This is a genomic window from Chryseobacterium carnipullorum (assembly GCF_900142785.1).
In the GTDB taxonomy this organism is placed as follows: domain Bacteria; phylum Bacteroidota; class Bacteroidia; order Flavobacteriales; family Weeksellaceae; genus Chryseobacterium; species Chryseobacterium carnipullorum.
Map to the genome: position 1 here is coordinate 1 of NZ_FRCD01000025.1, position 14,851 is coordinate 14,851.

The window sequence follows — 14,851 nt, forward strand, 5'->3', positions numbered from 1 at the left end:
TGTTCTCAACCAATTTATCCTTATTTTTGAAAAAAGGCTCAGATTATAAAATCCAAGCCTAACTTTTTAACTTACACACTTTGTGGGATAGTGTCGTATCACTTTTTAAGGGCATTTTTATGGAAATCAAAATACAATTTATAAGCTTTAAATCACATTTCAAAATGTTATGATGGGAATATCTTGATCAGGATAATTGTTAAACTTATTAATTATTTTGTTTAAATAATCATTCGTCTCTATATAATTTTTATCTCTAACCCCACTGAATTCATAACTGAAGCTATCACCCAAATCATTTTTGAAGTTGATAGGATGAGCGGCTGGATCTTTAATAAAATCACTGATGTTTTTAATCAGTTTTTCTTTTTTAATGTTTTCTTTGTTTTCTTTGATGGGGAGTAAATTATCTAACTTTTTAATTTCGATCATTTCAAACTTATAATCACCATCCAATGATTCTGCTTTAATGACCAGACCCGGCAAACCTGCAAAAACATAAGGACCATCATGTATAGGAATATCGGCGGTGTATAGAATATTCCATTTTCTCTTTCCAAATTCTGTAAAAGCTTCTGTAGCAGCATAACCTTTATAAATGCCATACTTTTTAAGCTGACTATATTTAGTTTTTTTCTCTTTATACCAGTAATTTAATTGGTTAAAATTTCCCCCTATCTTATAGTGATCTTTTGAAAAATCTTTGAATACTTTAATTCTTAAAAAAGAGCTTTTAATCGAAGATACTCCCTTGTAATCCAATTTACTTACTAAGGAGTCAACTTTTTCTTTGTTCAGATTATAAAAAATGCTTTTATGACTAATTATTCTTAAAGCCATGTACTCTTTTACTATTGAATCTTTTTCTTTTGTAGGTTTAAATTGAACCTCATATATAATCTGATAATCTTGAGCAGTTAAATAGGGACATAATGATAAAAAAAGAAATAAGAAAAATATAACCTTTCGTATTATATATTTATTGATCATTGAATTTTTCATTTAAAACTTTTTCGTAATAATCTTTCTTAGGATCATTAATATGATTAAGATACCGATATTTCTCAAGAAAATAAAACTTTTGACAGCTTCTTGGAAGATATTGATTGATGCTATCTGAATCAGTAGGTTCGACAATAGGATATATTGGAAATTGAGCAGGTACTGCATCTTTATTTTTTACTAATATCACCATGACATTATATGGAAAAACCCCATTACAGCTATATTGCGTAATATCTGAGTCAATATATTTTTTATAATAGTAAGTGATAACTTGACTGGTGAAATTTTTATCCTTTAGGCTAATAATGGCAGAAAATACGGTATAAAGCCAATTGTACTTTATATGATTTTTAATTTTCTTTGTTAAATCACTGTCTTCAGAAGAAGAAACGATACTTGATAAATTCACTTTCTTTAAAACGTCTGCAAGAAATAATTCTGAAGTGATTTTTAGCGACCCCAAATTTTTCTTTTCACTTGCCTTTAAATAATCCTTCATTTTCCCAAAGGTGTCAACATTCAATTTTTCATTGAGATATTCATTGACGTTCGCCTGATCTCCTGTATAAGTAATTTTATTATCCTTTTGTACAGTGATGATTAATTTTTCATTAGGCTCAAGGTATAGAGTCAATAATCTATCAAGATCTTGTGTTCCATTAATTGAAACTCTGTTTACTACGTTTGAAAATTCTCTTTTATTTCCTCCTTTTATAATCACTTCTTCTTTACTATTTTTTATCGTAATCGATTCAGTTTGATTATTAATAATAGTGAGTTTTTGGGATGATAAGGCTGAATAATAGAGTAAGAGGATAAAAACTATCCTCTTACCTAAAAATGACTGTTTCATTTTGTGGGGTGTAAATTAAGAAATCTTAATTGTTTCTATATTCATCGCATTTATTAAAGCAATCAACAGCGTTATCAGCGATTATATCTATTGCTGGTTTTCCAGATCCAGATGGACTACAATGGCAGTTAGCCTGAGGACCTGACCCTCCAAAAATGCTTTTTAATTGATCTTTTGAAATTTCTTTTAAATTTTTCATGAGTATAATAGTTTAAATTAAGGCGTAAATATATAAATATAATTCATACAGTTGGGATTTTTATTTAAAAATTAAAAATTATTTACTTTTTGCCTCTACTATTTAAAAAATAATCAATTTTATCAATCAAAAGTTGATCATTCGGAGATTTATCCCAATCCAGATGCCCTCCATTGAATTCATAACTTTCATGGTTTACTTTATTTTGGGTGAAAACAGAATCCAGTTTTCGCTTTTGGGATAAAGGTATAATCTGGTCTCTGTTTCCATAATACGAAAGTGTAGGAGCGGAAGCAGAATCTACCCAACTGACCGGACTCGCAAATGAGGTTTTAGATCTACCGGAAACGATAGCCTTGGGATCCACCAGATAGTTTTTGACAAAGGAGTAATCCATATACTTTTCAAAACCGGGATCAGACAGATCAGAAGGTCCCACAATATTCACCACAGCTTTTACCCTTTTTTGAGCATCAGAATGATAAGCATACAGCATCGATAAATGACCGCCGGCACTATTGCCCAAGAGAATAAACCTGGGATTGTATCGAAGTTTTTTGTCTAAATAATTAACAACATTTTGAATGTCATCTGTCTGATTCGGAATACCCGGGCGGGTCGATGTTGCCAGTCTGTAATTGATATTTGCAAAAATATAATCCGGAAATCTCTGCATCATCGAAAGCGTAAAGAAAGTAAGCTGGGATTTATCTCCACCACGCCAGCCTCCACCATGAATAATAATAAAAGCGTCTCTCTTGTCTGATTGTTCCTGATGAGGTACATAAAGATCCATCACCTGTTCGGGATCATTTCCGTAATGAATATTCTCTTCTTTCTGAAAACTGATGTCTTTACCCAACGTAACTTTTTTTTCCTTGCAACCCGTCCAAAGAAAGCATAAAGAAAGACAGAAGATGATGATCGAAAGACTTTTATTCATGATTCTAAAGATAGAAAAACCCACCGGAAATACCGGCGGGTTTACCACAAAAATAATTGAATATGAAGAATGATAATCTCTTTATCTTGTTCTGCTTTTGATGGCATCTGATGCCCCTTCGATGTCTCTTACTTTTTTCACTTTCTGATTTCCGAAGTTATAGACCATACTGAACGTCATCCCACGTCTGAACTGATCGTTTTTCACGTAATTATAGTTTCCTGACGACTGATAATCTTCAATTTCTACAATATTGGTTTTCAAAACGTCTGTTACATTAAGAGAAAAAGTCCAGTCGTTCCAGTTTTTTTTGATGCTCAGATCCAGGCTCATCAGATTTTTCAGCATTCCCAGCTCGATCTGTTGTTTGTCCACATAGAAATAATTAACGCCCAGGAACCATGTTTTCTTTTTGTCTAAACGGATGGTGTTGTTCGTTTGAATCACCATACTCGTCGATTTTGTCTTATTGATATACGTGTCAAAAACCTGTCCTGTAGTTGGGTCCGTATTCAATGTTCCGTTATTGATATTGTGCTGAACCCCAATATTAAAATTCGTGGTTAAATACTGCTTGAAAAATGTCTTTTGCATTCCAAGCATCGCAGACATTTCCTGCTTGTCCCCAAAATTGGTTCTGATATAAGCCAGCTGTCTGTAGGCTACGCCATCTCTGATAATCTCCCTCTGCAAAGGAACCTGCGTAATGATATCTTTAAAATAAGAGTGATTTAAAATTAAGAAGTATGAGCTTTTAAGCATATACGTCAATTCCTGGTTGTATGTAGAGGATGACTTTACAAATGGATTGTTCTGAGTATAATTATCCTGAGTAAGGATATTTTTTACCGGATTTAATTCCCAGAAGCTTGGTCTTCGCATTCTGCTTGAAAAAGCGTATGAAATATTATTCTTATCATTAATCGAATAATTAAAGCTCAGATAAGGCAATAGATTGTTATAGTTTCTTTCAATTTCCTGGTACTGTGCTACCGTATTCTGAGGATTGTCAGAAGTTCCTAAACTCTTTGTGATTTCATATCTTGCGCCTACTTTTCCTGAAAGTTGATCGGAAAATTTCTTTTCAAGCGTTAAATACACCCCATAAATACTTTCATCATAGATAAAGTGATTGAAATCGGTTTTTGTAGCGATAAGTACTCCGCTTCCGTTATAGGAATAACTGTAATTTTTGGTGTCATTATCTGTTTTCGTTTTATTGAAGTTCCCACCCAGAGAAACGGTAAAATCATTTTTAAACTTCTGAATATAATCTACTGTCCCTGAAAAGTTATTGATGACCTGCGGAATGTCCTGGGTAATTTGTTGACGTAATAATGAAAAATCAGTGAAAGTTTCCGGAACTACAGAAACTAAAGTTCTGTTATCGGAAAACTGAAACCTTCTGTAGTTCAGATAAGCCGCATTCACATTTAATTTACTTCCCAGAGAGTCTGTTTTTAATTCATAGTTTAAATTCAGGGAATTGTTGTAATAGTGCGCGTCTTCTCTATTTTGAGATTTGTTTTGTTCAGTTGATTTTAAACTTCCGTCCGTATTGTAATTTCTTAATGTATTCAGTAAGTCTACCGTTGAATCATTACTTTTATTATACCATGAATTCCAGGTAAGTGCTAAATTGCTGTTATCCGTTAACTGATAATCGAAATTCAAATACCCTCCAAGATTTTTATTCGGGTCATTAATGTCACCTACAGATTCATTGGAAATTAAATTGGTTCCGTTTCGCAAAACATAAGATTGAGCCTGGATGTTTTCTCCTGCAAAAATATTACCGCTGATTCCCAGTTTATCCTTTCTGTAGTTCAGAGAAAGTGAAGCACTTGATCCATTGTATTTGTTCTGCATATTACTCATCCTCATGTTGCCGTTCAGTCCGTCACTCATCTTTTTCTTCATCACGATATTGATGATTCCGTCTGAAGACTCCACCTGATATTCACTACCCGGAATAGTGATGACTTCAATTTTCTGAATATTTTCTGCTGGTGTACTTTTTAAAAGCTGTACCAAAGATTCCGCATCCATATTGGTTTTTCTTCCATTGATGTAGATCAGGGCATTGTTCTTTCCTGCAATCTTTAGTGTTTTGTCATCCGTTGAAGAAAGAAGCGGAGTCTGTTTCAAAAGATCAAAAGTGGTATTTCCTTTGGCAACCGGAGAGGCGGCAACATCATAGACAAAACGGTCGCTTTTTTTTTTGAAAACCTGCTTCGTAAGCGTGATTCCCTCGATGGCATTTGCTTTTACCGTATCGGATTTTTTTTCCTGGGCAAAAACTGCGATTCCTGATATAGCTGCTGCTAGTATAATTATCTTTTTCATGATTATTCTTATTTAAGTGTCGTTGTGAAACGGAAGGAGTTGTGGGTGTTTTTATTTTTTTATGGTAGACTTAAGTCCTTGATTTTATTGCATCGTTGGCAGATTTAATTTCTCTTGCCTTTTTCAGTTTCTGGTTTCCGAAATTGTAGGTGACCCCGATATTCAGAAGTCTTGGATATTCGAAGTTGACTATATTATTGTAGCTTCCGTTAGGCTGTACTCCTTGTATGCTGTTGTAATTCTGATTGAATACATCATATATTTCTGCTATAAAAGTCCAGTTACCCATGATTTTCTTTAAGCTCACATCAAAGCTCTGTCTTACGCCCAATGTTCCGCTTTCAATTTTTACTTTACTGCCATAATAGTAATTCACTCCCAGGAACCAGTCTTTATTGGAAGAAAGACGGATATTATTATTAAGATTACCGGAAATATTAAAGTTTTTGAAATTGATTACATAAGGGTCAATAACTTCTGTTTGTCCCGGAACCGAAACCGAAGTAGGATCTTCCGATACTGTTCCGCTGTAGATGTTGTATCCCAAATTCACAGAATAGTTCGTGGTCCAGATTTCTTTAAACCATGACTTGTTCATTCCTAAGGTAAGACCAAACTGCTTGTTGTTGCCATAATTGGTTCTGATATATCTTAAGAATTTTGTAGTGGCAATTACCGTATTTCCGTTTTCATCCTTCTTAGGCCCGGTTACACTTCCCTGAAGGGGGATCTGGTTTGAAGCATCTTCTACATAATTGAAACTCAGATTAGCAAAAAATGCATTCTTATACATATAACTGATTTCCTGATTGTAAAATTTGGATGCCAGTACAAAAGGATTATTCTGTGTGTAATTGTTCGGCGTGAAGTAAGTTCTTGATGGATTCAGTTCCCAGAATCTCGGTCTTCTGATTCTGCTGGAGAAACTGTAGGTAAGATTGTGATCTGAATTAATAGCGTAATTTAAATTAAGATACGGAAGGAGATTGTTATAGTTTCTGTCAAAACTTGTCTTTCCAAGAATCTCACCGCTGCTTTTGGTAATCTCATAACGAGTTCCCACTTTTCCTGAAAATTTGTCACTTAGTTTTCTTTCATACGTAATATACGCACCCAGAATTCTTTCTTTATAAATGAAGTGATTGGTCTGATTGACGTCATTTACAATTGTACCGTTCTCAATTTTATCCTGTCGGGTATCATTATCCGTATTCGTATGGTTGTAGCTTACTCCCATCAGCCAGGTGTTACCTTTAGCGGTCTTCTTCAGATAGTCGATATTTGCAGCATAATTGTTAATGATTTGTGGAACCGACTGTTGCAAGGCGCTGTACTTATTCTTAGGATCAGTATTTAAAGGGAAACTTTCATTCGTGCTCATTTTATCCCTGTTGAACCATAAATAAGAAACATTAGAGGTAAGTTTACTTCCGATGGAGTCCGTTTTTATTTCATAATTTAAATTGAAAGAATGATTTCGCGTTTGGGCATTCTCATTGTTTACCGTTCTGTTGATAAGCGCTCCATTTTCCCAGTTTGTCACATCCAAAATTGAGTTGAAGCTTTTATTGTATCTCATGTTATAGGTCAATCCTAAACTTTGATTCTTATTAATCTCATAATCAATATTCACGCTTCCTCCCACATTTTTGTTTGGATCAGAATTGTATCCGAAAGACTCATTTCTGAAAGTAGCATCTCCGTTGGATAAAGTATATCTTTCTCTGTCTGTCCAGCTTCCGGTATTGAAATTGGAGTTCACAGACCACTTGTGTTTTCTGAAATTGAATGAAGCTCCCGCAGAAGGATTATTGTAGTAAGCCTGTTCATTGTTCATTTTAAGGGTTCCGTTGTACCCGTCATTTTTCTTCTTTTTCATCACAATATTGATCACTCCTTCATTGGACTCTACCTGGAATTCACTTCCCGGCGTTGTGATCACTTCAATTTTCTGGATATCTTCTGATGGAGTTCCCTTCAGCATTTCAATCAATGCTTCCGCATCCATATTTGTTTTTTTGTTGTTGATGTAGATGACCACGTCAGATTTTCCCATGATCTTCAAGGATTTTCCATCGATGCTGGAGATCATCGGGGTCTGTTTCAAAAGATTGAACGTATTCGTTCCCTTGGCAATAGGAGAAGAAGCTACGTCATAGATGAAACGGTCACTTTGCTTTTTGAAAACCTGCTTTCTGATATTGACAGCTTCAATGTTTTTTATTTTCAGACTGTCTTTTGTCTGCTGGGCAGCTGCCAGTCCGCTGAAAAATAAGGAGGCAATTAGAATCTGAGTTTTCATGATCATTATTTTTTAGTTGTTAATAGCTTGTATGGATGATTATTTAACATTGCAAAGATATATAATAAAAACAGTATCATGCAATACAAAGTACTTAAAATATTTTTAACATGAATTTAACTAATTGATTTTCAGGTATTAAAATTTTGAATTAAAAATTTAATCTCTTTTGACTTTCTACCTATTTAGACAATTGAACAAACTTAAATATTACATTCAACGAAGAAATTTCTGAAACTATTAAAAAAAGACTAACTTTATTTAAACTACAAATCATGAAATTGCTACTCAAATTCTGCGTTGTCATCGCATTCCTTTGCTTCGCAAAAATGAGTTCACAAAATATGGGCAACTATTCTGTGACCAGGATTACTCAGGATGAAGGACTCTCACAGGGCTCTAATTATTTCTGGTTTGAAGACCGTAAAGGTTTTGTATGGCTTACCTGCAATGATGCCCTCAACCGATACGACGGCTCTTCCGTTAAAGTATATAATCTCAAATATTTTTTCAAAAACTGCCCGGCACTACAACAGGGTTATGGTTTTGCAGAAGATGGAAATCACTTGTACATCGGAAGTACAAGAGGTTTGTATAGCTATAATTATCAGTTGGATGAGTTTACCTTAATTGACGTTTATAAACCCTTTTCCAAAAATAAAACAGCTATTCCAATTGGTTTTACAGAGGGTAAGATCTGGATCTTTAATGAAGCCTATCAATTGGTAAGTTTTGATGTCACGACTAAAAAGGTCAGACTCGAAGCCCAAATTCCGATCCCTCACTTAAAGTCAGTGCACATCTACGACAGCGACGGAAATGTATTTTATTTCAGAATGCCTTTTTTGGATAAAAACCGCAACCTGTGCTTTATTGGAACAAAAGAAGTAGTCACCTACAATCTGGATTCTAAACAAATATCTTTTCCTTGTCGTCAATTCTCCTTAGATCCTTCCATGACCCTTCAGTCTGCAGCCTACGATAAAAAAAATGATGCTCTTTATCTTGGAACGACGGATCATGGAATAGTAATTTTCAAAGACCATTATCAGCATATAGAGCATCATCAGAAATCCTTTAAAAGAATTGGCGGAATTACCGTTAATGATCATAAAGTCGTTTTTAAAAGTGGCAGTTCACTTTTTATTTTTGACAAACAGTTCCGGAAAAACACTGTTTTTCTTACAGGTTATGAGAGAGTTTTCAATTTTCAGTTCGATAAAATTGGAAGGCTTTGGATCTGTGATGATGGACAGGGAGAGGTTGTTATGGATTTTCGGGGAGCAATGCTCAAAAATACTACAGATAGCACAGATCCTTTGATGCAGACTTTTAAACAACAGGGGGTTTCGGATTTTGCCGAACTGCCCGACAAGAAAATCCTGATCAATTCATCTTCTGTTTTTGATCCTGTCCACTTTTCTGTTACCAAATTTGCAGCAGAAAGAAACAGCTATTATACCAATTCAAGAGGAAAAAGTTACAGCAATCCATATACTGGCGAAGTTTGGATGTTTGAGAATGGAGTAAGAGGCAATCAATCAAAAATTACAGTTTTTAATCAAAATTTAAAATTTAAAACCAGTTATTCTTTTAATCATATCGTGATGGGCAGGCTCCAGCATATGGTTGATTTTCCAGATTTACCGTCCTTATTTTCTTTTTCCACAGGTCTGTATCTTTTAAATAGAACAACTGGGAAATTTGAAAAAATCAAGAGCATTCCTGACCAGAATCCTTTTTATATAAATGTTTTGAGTGATAACAGAATTGCAGTAAGTTATCTGAACCGGGACATGATGCTGATACAAATGGAAGGGGAGAAGAAATATAAAACGATCGAAAAAATTCTTCCGAAAGTACAGAGTTTCTATGTACAGGAGGATGTGAAAAAAAAACAGTATTGGGTAGGAACCAATCAGGGAGTTTATCTTTTGGATCAGGATTTTAAGCCCATAAAAATATTTGACAGCAATAACAACCTGGCCGGAACCTACATCTATGGAATTCTGCTGGATGACTTTGGAAAACTCTGGTGCAGCCATCAAAGAGGTTTGTCAAGTATCGATACAGAAACCCATCTGATCTCCAATTATGATAAAGAAGACGGAATTCAGTACTGGGATTTCAATAACCGTAGTTTTCTTAAAACGTCAGACGGAATGCTGTATTTCGGAGGCGTAAAAGGATTTAATTATTTCAAACCGCCTTTGAAACTCAGTTCATTCTATAAACCTGAGATCTATTTCGATGAAATTCTGATTAATAATAAAAGATATGCCGCCCAAAAAGGAATTAATTTTTTGAACGAAGTTCATCTTAAATATGATGAAAACAACATTTCCATCAAAGCATTGATCAAAGATCTGGAACATGGATCGCAGAGAAATATGATGTACAGGATCAAAAATATTGATCAGGGCTGGAAGAAGCTCTCAAAAAAAGCGCCGCTTAACCTGAACAGCTTAGGCCCTGGAAAATATGAAATAGAATTCGGGATCACGGATAAATTTACAGGTAAAGTTTTCTCTCAAAAATTGATAACGCTCCATGTTGCCAAGGTTTTTTACCAGACTTTTGTGTTTTGGATTATTCTGGGAAGCTTATTTTCCGGTGGCCTCATTGTAGTGGTAAGCCGGTGGGAATTCATCAAGCAGAAAAATGAATTTAAGGGAAAAATGGCCCTGGAATCCCAGAGAAATAAAATTACGGCGGATTTGCATGACGATATTGGTTCCACCTTAAGCAGCCTGCAGATCAATTCTATGGTTGCCGGACAACTGATTGAGAAACAAAGAATGGAAGAAGCCCAGAAAGTCCTAAGAAATATTGAAGATCAATCCCGGAAACTTTCCGAAAATATGAGTGATATCGTCTGGAGCCTTCAACCCAATAATGATTCTCTGATGACACTCTCTACCCGAATAAGAAATATTGTCAGTGAAATTCTCGGAAATACAACTGTTAATTATACAATAGATATTGATGAAACCATTGATGCCGAAATTCTGGACTTCAGTATCAAGAAAAATATTATTCTCATTGCCAAAGAAGCCCTGAATAATATGGTAAAATACAGCAATGCTGCTGAAGTTTTTATTAATCTTAAAAAAAATGTACACCATTATATTCTTGAGATCAAAGATGACGGGATTGGTTTTGATCAATTAAACCTGAAAGGGAATGGCATCGGAAATATGAAAAAAAGAACCCTGGAGATGAATGGTATTTTTGAATTGGAATCACAAAACGGAACCACCATCAAAATTCTTATCCCTAAATTTAGGGATTGATGAAAGCTTAGCAAGACGATAACTTTGAATACCTCTAGCAGTACCCACCATGATTAAGATATTTGCCTACGACGACAGTCAGGAACGCCTGAACAGTATGAGAATTCTGATTGAACTTTCAGAGAATATGAAATATATCGGAGAAGCCCTGAATTGCGAACATGTAGAAGCAGAAATGGAAGCCTATCAGCCGGATGTGGTTCTGATGGATATCAATATGCCGGTGGTAGATGGAATTGCGGGTTTAAAAATCATTAAATCCAAATTTCCACAGATTAATGTTTTGGTGCAAACCGCTTTTGACGATAGTGAGAAGGTATTTCGTTCTATTTCCAGTGGGGCAAGCGGTTATATTTTAAAAAGTGATAATCCCAGAAGAATTCTTCAGGCGATCGAAGAGATCTACGAAGGAGGGGCCTTTATGAATCCTGCAATCGCTAAACGCGTCCTGGAATATTTTCAGCCCACAGCAGAGCAAAAACTTTTAACACAAAAAGAACAGGAAGTCCTGAAGTTGCTTTCAAACGGACTGAGTTACAAAATGATTGCAGACAAACTAGAGATAAGCTATTCTACAGTCAATACCCATATCAAGCATATTTATAATAAACTTCATGTTTCATCTTTAGGAGAGGCCGTCTCATGGTATTTTAAAAATATAAGGGAGTAAAACCCGGTATTCATCTTTTTCTATGTCCCTATAATTAGGGATTTTTTTATGTTTTGTTTTAAATGAATTTTGAGAAATAATTCTAAAAACAAAATATTATGAAAACAAATTTTACTTTGATGAGAAGAGCAACAGTCTTTGTATGGCTCTTGTTTTTTATCGCAGCTGGCGCGCAGGAAGCCAGACCGGGACAGCCTATCAAAGGGGTCATCGTGAAAGGGGGCAAAAACCCAGGCGGAAATCTTTTGATCTCAGCTGGTGGGGGAGGACTGTTTCCCGGAAATACATATGGTCTGGACAGCCACGTTGGAAACGGATTCAATGGAAATATTAATCTTTACATTCCTCTTTTTACGCTGAATTCTTCAGAAACCAATTATGCTTCACTTGGGCTGAATGGGGGTGCCGGATTTTTCGGAATGAAAAAAGACTATAATCCAGAAGGTCCTGTTTATAATATTGCTGGACAACCTGCGCCACCATCACTGAAAACAGAGATAGGGAATGGAAGTAGACAAAATGGCTTTATAGGGGAGGCCGGAATTCAGTCTAATTTTTCCTTCAGTAAATTCACCGTATCACCCATTGTTAATTTAGCGTATATCAGCTCCAAGGAAAGTCAGTTTACCGCTGTTCAGACTTCAAGTGTTAATGGACAGACCCGCAGTTTTGAAACCTCCAAAAGAGTCATTTCCAAGACAGATGGTTTGGGCATTATTCCAAAATTGAGACTTTCTTATTTTCCCGGAAGAATCGGTTTTTTTGTGGAAGGAAGCTATTGGGCAGGCCCAAATGTAAAAAGCGCCACAACGATCTTTAAACCCAGCGGTACTCCGAATAGTGAAGGATTTTACAGCATTGATCAAGTGATGGCGGGGAAATATGAAACCGTAGAAACAAAAAATAAATTGAATGCTTTGGGGTTCAATGTCGGGGTGGTTTTCAGTATTCTTTCGAAAAAAGAATATGCTCCTAAAAATACCGACATTGTCAATGAGTCTCAAGCCAAAACAAATAACAGTTGTGTGTGTCTGAGTTCACCCACTGCCTCTGTACAGTTTCCTAATGTAAGCGGTCCGTCAATTAATCCAGGAGGTACTTTGACGATCCCATACAATCCTGCAAATTCCACTAAATTTTTAAGAGTTGAAGCATCACCGCATCCATATAATTCATTGAATACAGGTACCTGGGCTTCTATCATAACCATTCTTACCAATGGAGTTCTGAGTACGTTAAGTCCAGCAGGAAATCCATTTACCCATACCGGCGGTCAGAATCCTTCCGGAAGGTTAATTCCATTTTCAAGTCTGAATGTAGGAATAAATACGATTTGTATTAATGTGAAATGCCCATATTCAGGGACTACCTGTTCCATAGGCTGTTTTACTGTGATGGTAGAAGGTCCTCCTGCAACATCTTCAGGAAATATTACCACAACGCCAGTCTGCTGTACCAAGTTTGTTGTTGTGCCGGGTAATCCTCATAAAGAAGTTCTCACCGGGCAGGTGAAATTTAAAATGACAGGAACGGTAGTCAATGCAAAATTAAAAATAGTATCAGCAGGAGTGGTGAGTTATGAGAATTTTGTACAGAATGGCTTTACAGCTTGTTATACAATGCCGGTTGATATTTCAATAGTCAGCAATACCAATCTTCCGGTTACTTCATCCACTGTTAATGGTTTGCCGGTTTATAGGTACTCAGTCAAATTCGGTTGTAGAGAATTAGGCCCCAAATTACCAGTTCAAGTAATACCAGGCATCAAAATACCACAATAATTTACTAAAATCATGATGGAAAAAGTGAGACCGTAGTGTCTCGCTTTTTTTATTGCTCACGGTCTTTTCTAGCTAAAGACTTATCGATCCAGATCGTTGCAAAAGGGAAAAATGCGGAGATTAAAGCGAAGACGCTGTCTTCATCATCCCATGTGTATATTTTTCTTATAGAAGGTAGAAACAGCAGGTAAAGCGTAAAAAAGAATCCGTGAATACTGCCAATAGTACTGATGTAGACGATCGGAAAAACACCTTCAGGATCAATGCGTATCCAGGTCATCGCTGTGAATAGAAAAAACCATGAGATCGCTTCAGCTAAACAGATTTGCTTAAACCATTTAATCATTTTTTCCTCCGGATATTTTGAGAAATATTTTTCGATAAATTCCATGTCGTCAGGTATAGGGTAAGAGTTAAAGTCGAGAACTGATATCAACTTCTGATATCTAACATCTAGCTTCTTATTGGCAAAATTACTTATAAAAACTACTTCCGTCCAAATATTCAAAAACTTCCGGTGGAAGCATGGGACGTACATTTTTTCCTTCTTTGATCATTTTTCTGATCTCTGTAGCAGAAAGCTCAATAACCGGAGCTTTGACCATGGAAATATTTTCATGCTGCAGGTATTCCGAATCTTTCTTTTCTCCTTCAAAAACCCTCGGATAGACAATGATATGGTGGTTTTTGATCAGAAGTTCAGCGTTTTTCCATTTATGAAGACTGTTCAGGTTATCTTCACCCATAATCAGACTGAAAGAGTAATCAGGGTATTTTTCATGAAGGTAGGTGAGGGTATCGATCGTATAACTGGGCTTAGGAAGAGAAAACTCTACATTCGAGGCTCTCATTTTAGGATAGCCGGTGATGGCAAGCTGCACCATGTCCAGTCTGTTATGATCTTTCAGAAGTGATTTTTTATCTTTAAAAGGGTTCTGCGGGCTTACGACAAACCATAATTCATCCATGTCAGAATGTTCCAGAATGTAATTAGCAAGAATTAAATGTCCGATATGTATCGGATTGAAAGAACCGAAAAATAAGCCGATTTTTTTCATTGATTAGTAGGGCTTAGGTTTAAGGGATTAGTAATTAGGGCTGGATTGCAAGTTTGTCATAATAGCATTCAGCATATTTTATATTTCAGATGTTTTTCTGATTGACTTTTCAAATTCCTCAGGAGATCAATAATTTAAATTTTTTGCAATCATGTGTTGAGATTCCATTTTGGCGCAACTTCCTCTTGCAAACTTTAAAAACTGTAGATCATCTAAGGTGGATCTTCTTGAATTCCCTTCAGCAATATTGGATGAAATAGATATTGAAGAACGGCGAATCTGGCTGGTAAGTGAATAAAGCTCTTCTTTTGGGAAACTCTTAGTACAGGTATATATTTCAGTAACAAAATCTACTGATTTTTGCCAGACTAATAATTCCTTATAATTTTCCATAGCATTTA

Annotated in this window: 12 protein-coding genes; 3 read left to right on the forward strand and 9 right to left on the reverse strand. The window is 35.7% G+C overall.

From position 1 onward, the window contains the following. Positions 1-159: 159 nt before the first annotated feature. The 6 genes from BUC06_RS21345 to BUC06_RS21365 form a co-directional block, all read right to left on the reverse strand. The gene (locus BUC06_RS21345; RefSeq protein ID WP_073336339.1) at positions 160-1,002 is read right to left on the reverse strand and encodes a GLPGLI family protein; all 843 of its coding nucleotides are present in this window, start codon (positions 1,000-1,002) and stop codon (positions 160-162) included. Then, entirely contained in the window at positions 980-1,858 is an 879-nt protein-coding gene (locus tag BUC06_RS21350; RefSeq protein ID WP_073336341.1) for a hypothetical protein, read from the reverse strand. The genes BUC06_RS21345 and BUC06_RS21350 overlap by 23 nt, the downstream gene beginning before the upstream one ends. A 25-nt stretch (positions 1,859-1,883) precedes the next feature. Further along, positions 1,884-2,057 carry a bacteriocin-like protein gene (locus BUC06_RS23960; RefSeq protein ID WP_164466320.1) on the reverse strand — a complete coding sequence of 58 codons (174 nt, stop codon included), beginning with the start codon at positions 2,055-2,057 and terminating at the stop codon, positions 1,884-1,886. Positions 2,058-2,139: 82 nt separating this feature from the next. Then, complete coding sequence (locus tag BUC06_RS21355; protein ID WP_073336343.1) at positions 2,140-3,000, reverse strand: alpha/beta hydrolase; 861 nt, start codon at positions 2,998-3,000, stop codon at positions 2,140-2,142. A gap of 81 nt (positions 3,001-3,081) precedes the next feature. Continuing rightward, on the reverse strand, positions 3,082-5,346 hold the full coding sequence (locus BUC06_RS21360) for an outer membrane beta-barrel family protein (RefSeq protein WP_073336345.1): 2,265 nt from the start codon (positions 5,344-5,346) through the stop codon (positions 3,082-3,084). Positions 5,347-5,416: 70 nt separating this feature from the next. Then, a complete protein-coding gene (locus BUC06_RS21365) occupies positions 5,417-7,648 on the reverse strand; it encodes an outer membrane beta-barrel family protein (protein ID WP_073336433.1) in 2,232 nt (743 codons plus the stop codon). A 275-nt stretch (positions 7,649-7,923) separates the two neighbouring features. On the opposite strand from BUC06_RS21365, the gene BUC06_RS21370 reads away from it, so the two are divergent. From BUC06_RS21370 to BUC06_RS21380, 3 genes are all read left to right on the forward strand, one after another. After that, positions 7,924-10,941, forward strand: a complete 3,018-nt coding sequence (locus BUC06_RS21370; RefSeq protein ID WP_083564155.1) for a sensor histidine kinase — start codon at positions 7,924-7,926, stop codon at positions 10,939-10,941. Between the two features lie 49 nt (positions 10,942-10,990). Then, entirely contained in the window at positions 10,991-11,611 is a 621-nt protein-coding gene (locus BUC06_RS21375) for a response regulator (RefSeq protein WP_073336349.1), read from the forward strand. Between the two features lie 98 nt (positions 11,612-11,709). Beyond that, positions 11,710-13,392, forward strand: coding sequence for a hypothetical protein (locus BUC06_RS21380; RefSeq protein ID WP_073336351.1), 1,683 nt, complete (start codon positions 11,710-11,712; stop codon positions 13,390-13,392). A gap of 49 nt (positions 13,393-13,441) precedes the next feature. Here BUC06_RS21380 and BUC06_RS21385 read toward each other — a convergent pair whose 3' ends face one another. The 3 genes from BUC06_RS21385 to BUC06_RS21395 form a co-directional block, all read right to left on the reverse strand. Further along, positions 13,442-13,783, reverse strand: a complete 342-nt coding sequence (locus BUC06_RS21385; RefSeq protein WP_073336353.1) for a DUF3817 domain-containing protein — start codon at positions 13,781-13,783, stop codon at positions 13,442-13,444. Between the two features lie 82 nt (positions 13,784-13,865). Beyond that, positions 13,866-14,450 carry a nicotinate (nicotinamide) nucleotide adenylyltransferase gene (gene nadD, locus BUC06_RS21390; protein WP_073336355.1) on the reverse strand — a complete coding sequence of 195 codons (585 nt, stop codon included), beginning with the start codon at positions 14,448-14,450 and terminating at the stop codon, positions 13,866-13,868. 126 nt (positions 14,451-14,576) lie between these two features. Further along, positions 14,577-14,843: a four helix bundle protein gene (locus BUC06_RS21395; protein WP_228423865.1), complete on the reverse strand. Its 267-nt coding sequence runs from the start codon at positions 14,841-14,843 to the stop codon at positions 14,577-14,579. Positions 14,844-14,851 lie beyond the last annotated feature (8 nt).